The following is a 10,555-nucleotide window of genomic DNA, read 5'->3' on the forward strand; positions in this document are numbered from 1 at the left end:
ATTCCTTTTTCATGCGTTGATCGCAGTTTAGGATGGTTACACAATACTTACTAAGTAGCTATCCTGACCATTGCTTCAAACTTTTGATCGAGCATTTGCATAATTGTTGAAATTTTTTCGTTCGGGAATTGCCCAAGTAGCGATGATGGTTTGTCGTAAGCAACGTGGGTCTTACCATCGTATTCATCGTAGACAAATAGTCTTAATGGAACGTAAAGACCAACAGCAGGATTTTGTTCAAACATTTGGTTGGCTATTAATGGGTTCCCAATTATGTAGAGCTTGGCCTTTTTGTTTTTACCTGCAAGAGACATGAGTTTACCATGTTCAACTTGTGAAAAGATCATAAAACCGCTTTTACCAATCATCGATTCAATCCCACTTTTGATTTGTTCAAACGATTGTTTAGCACCAATCATTTGCTGAAAAAGCGCGTTGTCACTTCTACCATTGATGGTCTCGATGTTATTGGTGACTTCTTCAAATGACTTTTCGGAAGTAACAATTACACGAGTTGCTGTGAAATTGACAGTTTCTATTACGGTTTCCATGACTCTTTCTTTTTCTCTACTCTATAAATGTGCAATCAATTCCTACGGTTCCCAGGTCAGATTACTATACAGTACTTTATTCATTTGTTTAAAAGTTACTGGTAGCTTTATGATGAAGCGATTAGCCTGGTGAGCTTTTAGACAACAGCCTCAATCTCAAAACATCCTCCTATATTAGTCTTTAGTCTCTTTAAGATCGATTATGCAAAAAACCTGATATTTTTTGTTCATCACAGCCTCAAACAATACCTTATGTGAGGCTGAACCGCTCTTGGAGAATACAAGTACTGAGCATTTTCATCAATGTGGTGTCTATAGAAGCAAGTTGGCTTTCATTCATTTCTGGTATTTGGTCAAGGAATTGAACTACTGCTGGTTGGTTATAAAAGGGAACAGAAGCGAATGCAGAACTTCGTAGGGTATCTTGGATCAGTTGATGCAGAGGTTCATTCTGCTTCAATGTAGAAGGCGGTGCAAAAAATGGATGCTTTTTACGGTTATAGACCATATCTGGAAGGTAAGGTTTGGCCGCTTCTCGCAATATATACTTGACATTCATGCCGCGAATCTTGAATGAAACAGGAATATTGCGGACTGCTTCCACAACTAAGTGATCTAAAAATGGCAGTCTTCCTTCGGTAGAATGGGCCATTTCTACACCATCTCCTAAAATTCTAAACAGGTAAGGTAGAACAGTTTTAGACCACAAATAAAGAGACTGATGAACAGGCTCTCGCTTTGCAAGTTGTCCTTGTACATCAATTTCATTGAAGAACATGCGATATGCATCTTGCTGGCCAAAGTGAGCCATAAATGCGGGCGAGTATAGAGAAAGGGATTTAGCATATCCTTTGGCATTAGCTTCAATCCAGGTGGGTACAAAGCCTAAAAGACGTTCGACATTAGCTAAAGGTTTGGATATTTCTTCAGGTAAGAAACCTGCTGCGGCAGAGACTTGGTTGTTACGCTTTAATTCTTCTAAGATATGCTTGATAGTTTGTTCATCTTGACCCTTGGTGTTGTAGCGCAACATGTCCATCAAAAAATGAACATAGCCTCCAAAGATTTCATCAGCGCCTTCACCTGTGAGTACAACTTTGTAACCTGCATTCTGTACTGCTCGGCTCAAAAGATACTTAGCAGCAGCACCAGCATTTATACACACCATTTCACAGTGCCAAATAGCATCTGCAAAATGTTCAGCTAAGTCAGATTGAGTAATGGGAATAATTTGATGATTTGCTCCAGCCTTTGCTACTGCTTCACGAGCGAAAGCTTCTTCGTTGTAGTCTTCGTGATCGAAGGCGAGGGTAAATGCTGTAATTGGCTCTGTTGCATGAGTGGCTGCAATTCCCAATATCGCAGATGAATCAATTCCTCCACTCAAGTGACAACCTACAGGTACATCTGCTCTTAACCGCAGTCGTACAGACTCGTTTAAGCTATGGCGAACTTGTTCAATGTAATCTTCTACGCTTTGTTGGGGTTGTACATCCGCAGTGATGGGGTAATCAAAATCCCAGTAACGATGCAGTTGGATATTGGTATCGGACGCGAGTAAAAAATGTCCAGGTGGTACTTGATATATGTTCTTGAAGAAAGTCCGGTCTGGGCTAAAAAGTCCGAGATCGGCTCGAAACCAAAATTCGTGATCCCAGTTGGCCGGAACACCCGCAGCAAACAAAGCTTTGACTTCTGAAGCTAAGTAAAGTGTATCACCATGCATGGCGTAGTAAAGAGGCTTGATGCCAAAGCGATCGCGAGCTGCAAAGAGTAGTTGATTGCGCTCATCCCAGATTACAAAAGCAAACTCACCCCGCAAATGGTGGAGGCATTGAGTCCCAAACTCGTTATATAAATGAATAGCAATTTCGCTGTCGGAGTGTGTTCGCAGATTATATCCTTTTTGCTTCAAGTCCTGCTGTATCCGCTCAAAATCATAAAACTCTCCATTAGCAACAATATGCAGTGTGTCATCTTGATTGCTAATTGGTTGGTCTCCACTAGTGAGGTCAATAATACTAAGTCTTCTATGTCCTAAGCCGACTCTGCCATCACTAGAAATCCAAAATTTCTGTGCATCGGGCCCTCTATGATGCAGGCTGTCCATTCCCCGCTTTAAAGAGGTCTGGGAAATTGATTCTTGTCTTGAGAACAATGCCACAATGCCACACATTTGCTGAATTCTCCTTTGAGAAATTTTGAGATGGTTTTAATGTTTTGATTTCAAAACATTATTGATGGATGAAATCATATATTGACAAAAACATCAGGCGTTAGAGCGGTAGTTTTACAAGACGCTGCAAAAACTTTAGTTTTTGTTAAATTTAACCGCTATCACTATCACTGAATCTAGATAGGACTTACGCAAAAACCCTCTCAAACTCTGATTCCTCCGTGACCTCTGCGCCGCGCCAGTTGCTTCAAGTCGGGGAACCCGCCCAACACACTGGCTTCTCTGTGGTTCGTTTTCCGTTACTCGTGCGTAAGTCCTACTAGAGTTATTGTGTTAACTGGATCGAACTAAAATACGTGTAATTTTAGGCGATATAGTCTGGAAAAGGCTGCTATGTATAGATTTTACCGTTTTTAAGAGTTTCGCCTGATTTGAAAATGAGCATAAACTGGATTAGTAATCTTTTAACCTGATTTAGTACGTCTTTGGATTGACGATTTTCATGGCGCTTGAGAGCGAAAATATTCCTAAAAAGCGTAATGAAAAGTAAGAGGGCATAAATAAACAGAAGTGTTAATGGCTAGTAGGTAATAGCTAATGCCAAAAACATAATTAGTAGAAACGCAACTAATTGCATCTTTACATTTATTTATGCCCACAAATATAAGAACAGGTAAAACGGATCTTAAGCAGGAACAACTCTACAACTTAATACTAGTTTATAAGACGTAAAACGAGGTAGCAATAACCTATGCTTTGATAGAACTAACAATTACTTCGCTCATGTTTCTGAAGCGAGCTATTTGCACCCGCCCTTCTCCAGGCTTGGGGAGTTGTACCGTGATGTTGGCGAAACTGGCGGAAGAAATGAACCATACACTGATAGCCCACCAATGCAGCAATCGCCTCAATTTTCTGATCGGTTTCTAAGAGCAAGGAACGTGCTGCTAGCATTCGGCGCTGAATAATCCAACTTTGTACGGTTTGTCCTGTTTGCCTTTGTACCAGGTTAGTCAAGTAAGTTGGGCTGTAACCTACTGCAACAGCTACGTCCTTCAGGGCAATCGGGCGGTGATAATTGGCCTCAATGAAGCTGAAGACCTTATTTAACTGGTGGTCAGACGGAAATATGCACTTAAAGACAATGGGTTTTATTATGTCAGCTAGTGGTGCTTCTGCGACTATCTGAGGCTGTACAGTGTACTGCTGTTGGAGGGAGGCTCGTTTTTCCAAGCAGGCGGTGATTGCCCTCAATAATTCCTGCACTGTACAGGGCTTAGTGAGATAGTCATCTGCTCCCAGTTCCATGCCTTTGCGGATATCAGTCCGAGTCATTCTGACAGTGACAAAAATAAAGGGGATAGTTGCTGTGAGAGGATTTTGGCGCAACGTGCTAAGGACGCCGTAACCATTGAGTTTTGGTATGATAATTTCACTGATTATCAAATCGGGTAACTCTTCGTGTGCCCGTTGGACACCGATAAGACCGTTTTCAGCACCTATAGTGTAGAAACCTTCAGCTTTAATGCCTTCTAAAAAAAGGTTTCGAGTTGAGGCTGTATTTTCAATCACCAAAATTTTTTTCACCATCTCCTCCGAAAATATTGCAATTAATAATACTGGCTTTGATTGACATAGCGTTATATATCATCACTAATTGCGCTTGTGCAGTTATAATGCAGAGCAAAAGTTAAATGTTATGGGCTTGATCTGCCACGTCTATATGATTAATCAGTTCCGTCCATTAGTTTTACGGAAAGTCGGTAGACCGAAAACTTTTGCGATCCCTTTGATGGGCAGAACGCTATCGTCTACAACACGTCTCCAGCGATCGCTAGAAAAAATAAATTGACTCAGCAATTTTCTTGTAATCAAGTCTCCTGGTATAAAAATGATGACTGAATCTCAGAGGTTGTTTAAAAAGTATTTGGCTGTGATTTTAGGTACTTATTGATCCCCCCTAACCCCCCTTTTTAAGGGGGGAATCGGAATCAAAGTCACCCAATTTCTCGGGGGATTTAGTAGGAGCTAAAACGTTTTGATACCTATAATAAGACTTTTCAAACATCTTCTTAGAATGCTATTTTGAATTTTTTCCTCTACTGTGTTATCAACTTAAAAACCAAAATTTTCGCAGCAACTTCAAATTATTACAAAACTTCATTGGTATCAAAATATGATACAAAATGCGGCTATTTTCAGTGGTGACTACTAAATATTGTATAAAAGCCAGCATTGCTAAAACGGTACATAAATCAGGCGACGCCTACGGTGGCAAGCTACGCTCGTAGTCACACCAACAATTGAGATTGACTTATCAAGTCCTTAGCGTAACTTTCGGAATCACTGCTCATTTGACTCCAAGATGAGGCCGTATCCCTCAGATACGAATGGCACGCTTGTAAACGTGAAACCCTTGTCAGGACTGGGTTGCATGGTGTAGGGGTGTAGGGGAAGAACGCTGATTTGTAAGTATTCTTATTTGATTCTTGGTTTTTTCCCTTACACCCCTACACCCTCACCGGAGGCAAAGCGTCTCCGGCTCCGCACCCTTACACCCAAAAGCTTTATTCCTTATGGATTTGGCGAAATATTAGTGCCATTCGGGTGTGGACATGGGGCACTGTGCATCGATGCAGCTATTTCGGGAGCGCAGCGGGTGATTGGTCTTGACCGAATGGGTAACCCCAATGATGTGGGACTCGTGACGCTTCCGAATGGGCGACATTTGGCGATTGCTCATACGTAACTGCGATCGCTTCTCTAAGGTTTATGAAGATAGCAAATTCTGATGCGCCCAGAGAGCGGCTTGAGTGCGATCGCGCACCCCTAACTGACAAAAAATATTAGTCATATAATATAGTCTAACCCTAATCGTAAATATAACTTGACAATTAAGAATTAATTGTATATACACTTAATTATGGTTATAAAAAGTTATTTATGGAAAAGCAAGCTAATCAGTTAGATTTAGCTCAACTTATTACTATTGAGGATACCTGCGCCTGCTTTAACCTCCGTAAAGCATCTAGAGCAGTTACACAACTTTTTGATGAAAAGCTAGAGCCAAGTGGTCTGCTGGTTACCCAGTTGACAATTCTAGTTGCCATCTCAATTCTAGGCTCTGTAACGATCAGTGATTTAGCTGAAGGTTTAGTTATGGATCGAACTACGCTGACGCGAAACCTCAAGCCCCCCGAAAGAGAAGGACTGATTCAAATTAATCCTGGTGACGATCGACGGGTGCGAGTGGTAACCTTAACGGATAAAGGACGCTCTGTTTTGGCGCAAGCATTACCATTATGGCAACAAGCGCAAACTCATATAGTTGAGAGCTTAGGTCAGGAACGCTTTAATCTACTGCTTTCAAGCCTAACTACTACGGTTTCAATAGCCCGGAACAGCTAAATTTTTTGAAAAAACGTGTATATCCACCTAATAAAGGGTGGAGTATTTTTATGTTTGAGCAAGAAGTTTCTTTAACTACTGAGAAAAAGCATAGACCCTTGATTAAACCTATAGTTCAGTGGGCTGGCATCTTGGGAGCGACAGCAGCAGTCGGAATAGGTGGATTTGCAGTTTGGAAACAGGTGAGTTCCCAAACCGGGGTTGAGAATCAGACTGCCATAAATGGCCCTTTACCTGAAGCACAAAAAGTTGTAGAAACGATAACTGCTTTAGGACGCTTGGAACCTCACGGGGAAGTAATTCAAGTCTCAGCACCCACTTTCTTAGAAGGCGCACGAGTTGAGAAACTTTTGGTAGAAGACACAGATTGGGTGAAATCTGGTCAGGTGATAGCAGTTCTCGATCGCCGCGAGCGCCTGCAAGCTGCTTTGAAACAGGCTCAAAGACAAGTTGAAGTAGCCCAAGCACGGCTAGCCAAAGTCAAAGCCGGAGCGAAAGAGGGAGATTTAGCAGCACAAAAAGCAACAATCGCTCGCTTGGGGGCAGAATTACGCATTGCCCAAACAGAACATCAACGGTACAAATATCTACAGGAAACTGGAGCCATTTCTGCTTCACTGCTAGACTCAAAACGCCAAATTGTTGAAACAATTGAGGGACAACTCAATCAAGCTAAATCCACCCTAACCAGTATTGCAGAAGTTCGTCCGACTGATATCCAGGAAGCTGAAGCAGAAATTGCTAGTGCTGTAGCATCTGAGCAGAAAGCCAAAGCAGACTTAGAAACCTCCTTTGTCACCGCACCCCAAAACGGTCAAGTTTTAAAAATTCATACTCGTGCGGGAGAGATGGTTGGTGCTAAAGCGATCGCAGATATTGGACAAACTAGGCAAATGGACGTAATCGCTGAAGTTTACGAAAATGATCTTGCCAAAGTCAAGATAGGGCAAAAAGCTACTATCACCAGTCTCAATAAAGCCTTCGTTGGAAAACTACAGGGAACTGTATACCGCATCATTCCCCAAATTGGGAAGCGGGATGTCCTCAATGACGATCCAGCAGCAGCAGTTGATGCCAGAGTTGCTGAAGTCAAAATCAGTTTGTTACCGAAAGATAGTCAGCGAATTATGGGTTTGATCAATCTCAAAGTAGAAGTAGCAATCAATCCTTAATTCTGGAACGGGGAGTAGGGAGTGGTGTATTTTATCAATTTAGGAGAGTAGAAGTTCTCAATTTTAAGTTATAAACATTAGAGGTTGTTTGAAAAGTGGTTAGCTGTGATTTTCAGCACCTATTGATCCCCCCTAGCCCCCCTTAAAAAGGGGGGAAAACTTCTTAAAGTCCCCCAATTTATCGGGGGATTTAGGGGGATCTAAAACTTTTTGCGACCAACAACAGGACTTTTCAAACATCCTCTTACACTCAAATTAACTTATGTGACGCAATGATAGGTTTTAATTTATCCTTTATTGATGATAATAAAATTCCCCTGGCGTGGTTGCAATTGATGCGGGAAAAGACCAGGCTATTCGTGGCCATTTCAGGTATCAGCTTTGCCGTAGTACTAATGTTCATGCAGATGGGATTTCTAACTGCTCTATTTGATAGTGCAGTTGGTATGCACAGCAGTCTACAAGGCGATATTGTGCTGATTAGTCCACGCTCAGTGGCCTTAATTGCCATGAAACCATTTTCCCAACGGCGGCTATACCAAGTATTGGGCTTTCAAGGAGTAGAATCTGTCAGCCCTATCTATGTAGATTCTGGAATCTGGAAAAACCCGCAAAATCCTAGTATCACCCGCAATATTCGGATCTATGGAATTAATCCTGACAATCAAGTATTCAACATGCCAGGGGTAGCTGAAAATCTAGATAAGATTAAAAAGCCTGATGTAGTTTTATTCGATTGGGGTTCACGTACTGAATTTGGGCCGATTAGCACTTTGTTCAAGCAGGAAAAAAGCGTAATTACAGAGGTAGAGGAACGGCGAGTTAATGTTGGTGGTTTGTTTGAATTAGGAGTTACTTTTGGTTCTGATGGCACTTTAATCACCAGCGATCTGAATTTTTTAAGGATCTTTGAAGAGCGTAGAACCGCAGGATTAATTGATATTGGTTTGATTAAATTAAAGCCAGGTGTAGATGCAGTAAAAGTGTTGAAAAACTTGAGGGCAAACTTACCCAAAGATGTAAAGGTACTATCTAAACAAGAATACAAAGACTTTGAAGTAAGCTACTGGAGCGGCAGCACGCCTATTGGTTTTACTTTTATACTTGGTACAGTTATGGGCTTTTTTGTCGGGACGATTATCGTCTATCAAGTACTTTATACTGACGTTAACGATCATCTACCTGAGTATGCCACACTCAAAGCGATCGGATACAAAGACTCCTTCTTTTCGGGTGTTGTATTTCAAGCAGCGATGATTTTAGCCACGCTAGGATTTTTGCCTGGAGTGCTCATTGCTTGGGGTTTATATGAACTCACCCGCAATGCCACACTCTTGCCGATGTTTATGCAGCTTGATAAAAACTTGCTAGTGCTAGTTTTGACATTTGTCATGTGCTTTGTCTCTGGTAGCATCGCTATACGCAAGCTTCGAGAAGCAGACCCGGCTGACATATTTTAACTCCTGTCCGTGGGTTTAAGTCCCCCGGTTCAATAAAAATTTTGTTTTGTGTTGGGGTTAAATCCCCATTACAAAACAAAATTTACGAATTACGAATTACGAATTACGAATTATTTAATGTCCTTTCCTATAGTTTCATCATGCGGTCAGAACCTATTGTCAATGTTGAAAACCTCAGCCATTACTACGGTCGAGGAGTCTTGCGTAAACAAATTCTGTTTGACATTAAGCTAAAAATTCAACCTGGCGAAATTGTAATTATGACCGGGCCATCAGGATCTGGTAAGACCTCTTTACTAACTTTAATCGGTGCTTTACGTTCAGCCCAAATCGGTAGTCTAAAGGTTTTTGGTCAAGAACTATGCGGAGCCAGTCAAGACCAATTAGTGCAAGTGCGACGTAATATTGGCTATATTTTTCAGGCACATAACTTATTGAGTTTTTTAACAGCTCAACAGAATGTCCAAATGTCCCTTCAACTCCAGCCTGGCATGACCAAGCAGAAGGCTCAACGCTGGGCAAAATCCATACTTGAAGCTGTTGGATTAGGACAAAGAATTAATAGCTATCCAGAAAACCTCTCTGGCGGACAAAAACAGCGGGTTGCAATTGCTCGTGCTTTGGTAAATTCTCCCAGTTTAGTTCTGGCTGATGAACCTACTGCTGCTTTAGATAGTAAGACTGGTCGCGACGTCGTAGATTTAATGCAAAAACTAGCCAAAGAACAAGGGTGTTCCATCTTGCTAGTGACTCATGATAATCGTATTTTAGATATTGCTAATCGTATTGTATACATGGAAGATGGTCGATTAGATAGAAGTCGGACAGGAACTTTTATTGGGGAAGATGCGGTACAAAACGCGGTAAGGTGATTCAATGCCAACTCCCGCAAAGTATGCAAAATGAGCTAACTGCTTAAACCACAAGCCTTTGGGCTTTTCTTAGTGCCATTTCACCCCTACCCCCTTACACCCAAAAGCCAGCCATTTCAGGGATTTGGGCTTTTCTTAGTGCCATTCGACTCTTCATGCATAGGTGAGGGGGAGACTTGTTTAACTTGCTCTAACTTATCTTTTTGTTCTTCAGTCAAGTTATCTTCATTCTTGAGTAATGCATATTTACTCTTCTTTAAGCCCGATAACATCTGCTCTTTATCTGATTTACAATTAATTTTTTCCGCCTTTGTTTTTTCCTTTTTTCTCTGGTTATCTAGTTCAGTATTTACTTGTTTCATTACATAAAATCTATCGGCGACTACCTGTGCATTTGGCATTAATTCTTCCACAAGACTTTTGTAAGGAATCCACAAATCTATGCTGACCTCAACAATACGGTAACAAAACTTCTGTTCCCCATCTAGCAAGGACTTCGCCTATTTTTTATTTTCGGCGTAGACGCTTCTTCGGCTTGTCGCAAGACATCGCTAATCATTTCGATAAGTTTACCTTGGTCTAAATCTACTAATTGGTCTCATGTCATATTTTCTTCTCGTCAGCGTCAACTCCATAGTATCGACATCAGTCTTGACCTTCGGTGCGAGGATTTCGGCAGCAGCCCGCCTGTTTTTGTTTGCCCACTGCCCAACTTGGTAGTACTCTGACAAAATTGCTTTCAAGAGTTCAGCATTATTAATTACAAAATCTCGTGAAGCTAGGTAATAAGTTTACATCCAATTACCTGTTCTACTTCGCCTTGTAAACGGCTCTCCCGTTTTCCCTGGTGGAGCATTACTCCCACGACTACTATTAGAACTCCGTCACCATAGGACTTTCGTCCGTTAGGCAATCC

At 41.5% G+C, this 10,555-nt stretch carries 8 protein-coding genes and 1 pseudogene; 5 read left to right on the forward strand and 4 right to left on the reverse strand.

What is annotated here, in order from left to right; genetic code table 11:
• Positions 1-50: 50 nt before the first annotated feature.
• From LC653_RS24870 to LC653_RS24880, 3 genes are all read right to left on the reverse strand, one after another.
• Positions 51-551 (reverse strand): DUF302 domain-containing protein, encoded by a 501-nt coding sequence (locus LC653_RS24870; protein ID WP_229497384.1) that lies wholly within the window; start codon positions 549-551, stop codon positions 51-53.
• Positions 552-801: 250 nt separating this feature from the next.
• On the reverse strand, positions 802-2,727 hold the full coding sequence (asnB, locus tag LC653_RS24875; protein ID WP_229497385.1) for an asparagine synthase (glutamine-hydrolyzing): 1,926 nt from the start codon (positions 2,725-2,727) through the stop codon (positions 802-804).
• 765 nt (positions 2,728-3,492) lie between these two features.
• Entirely contained in the window at positions 3,493-4,317 is an 825-nt protein-coding gene (locus tag LC653_RS24880; RefSeq protein ID WP_229497386.1) for a response regulator transcription factor, read from the reverse strand.
• An 892-nt stretch (positions 4,318-5,209) separates the two neighbouring features.
• Between LC653_RS24880 and LC653_RS24885 the strand changes: the two genes are divergently transcribed.
• From LC653_RS24885 to LC653_RS24905, 5 genes are all read left to right on the forward strand, one after another.
• Positions 5,210-5,476 (forward strand): 50S ribosomal protein L11 methyltransferase, encoded by a 267-nt coding sequence (locus tag LC653_RS24885; RefSeq protein WP_229497387.1) that lies wholly within the window; start codon positions 5,210-5,212, stop codon positions 5,474-5,476.
• A gap of 194 nt (positions 5,477-5,670) precedes the next feature.
• A complete protein-coding gene (locus LC653_RS24890) occupies positions 5,671-6,135 on the forward strand; it encodes a MarR family winged helix-turn-helix transcriptional regulator (RefSeq protein WP_229497388.1) in 465 nt (154 codons plus the stop codon).
• 50 nt (positions 6,136-6,185) lie between these two features.
• Positions 6,186-7,307, forward strand: coding sequence for an ABC exporter membrane fusion protein (locus LC653_RS24895; RefSeq protein WP_229497389.1), 1,122 nt, complete (start codon positions 6,186-6,188; stop codon positions 7,305-7,307).
• A gap of 272 nt (positions 7,308-7,579) precedes the next feature.
• Entirely contained in the window at positions 7,580-8,767 is a 1,188-nt protein-coding gene (gene devC / locus LC653_RS24900) for an ABC transporter permease DevC (RefSeq protein WP_229497390.1), read from the forward strand.
• A gap of 140 nt (positions 8,768-8,907) precedes the next feature.
• Positions 8,908-9,639 (forward strand): DevA family ABC transporter ATP-binding protein, encoded by a 732-nt coding sequence (locus tag LC653_RS24905; RefSeq protein ID WP_229497391.1) that lies wholly within the window; start codon positions 8,908-8,910, stop codon positions 9,637-9,639.
• 155 nt (positions 9,640-9,794) lie between these two features.
• Here LC653_RS24905 and LC653_RS24910 read toward each other — a convergent pair.
• Positions 9,795-10,143, reverse strand: a pseudogene (locus LC653_RS24910) (transposase); the annotation flags it as partial.
• Positions 10,144-10,555 lie beyond the last annotated feature (412 nt).

The organism is Nostoc mirabile CHAB5784, assembly GCF_020829645.1.
GTDB classification, from domain to species: domain Bacteria; phylum Cyanobacteriota; class Cyanobacteriia; order Cyanobacteriales; family Nostocaceae; genus Nostoc; species Nostoc mirabile.

Excerpts from the sequence above, each read along its gene's own strand:
- asnB (WP_229497385.1), bottom strand. The coding sequence starts at position 2,727 with ATGTGTGGCATTGTGGCATTGTTCTCAAGACAAGAATCAATTTCCCAG.
- LC653_RS24895 (WP_229497389.1), top strand. The coding sequence starts at position 6,186 with ATGTTTGAGCAAGAAGTTTCTTTAACTACTGAGAAAAAGCATAGACCC.
- devC (WP_229497390.1), top strand. The coding sequence starts at position 7,580 with ATGATAGGTTTTAATTTATCCTTTATTGATGATAATAAAATTCCCCTG.
- LC653_RS24870 (WP_229497384.1), bottom strand. The coding sequence starts at position 551 with ATGGAAACCGTAATAGAAACTGTCAATTTCACAGCAACTCGTGTAATT.
- LC653_RS24890 (WP_229497388.1), top strand. The coding sequence starts at position 5,671 with ATGGAAAAGCAAGCTAATCAGTTAGATTTAGCTCAACTTATTACTATT.
- LC653_RS24880 (WP_229497386.1), bottom strand. The coding sequence starts at position 4,317 with ATGGTGAAAAAAATTTTGGTGATTGAAAATACAGCCTCAACTCGAAAC.
- LC653_RS24905 (WP_229497391.1), top strand. The coding sequence starts at position 8,908 with ATGCGGTCAGAACCTATTGTCAATGTTGAAAACCTCAGCCATTACTAC.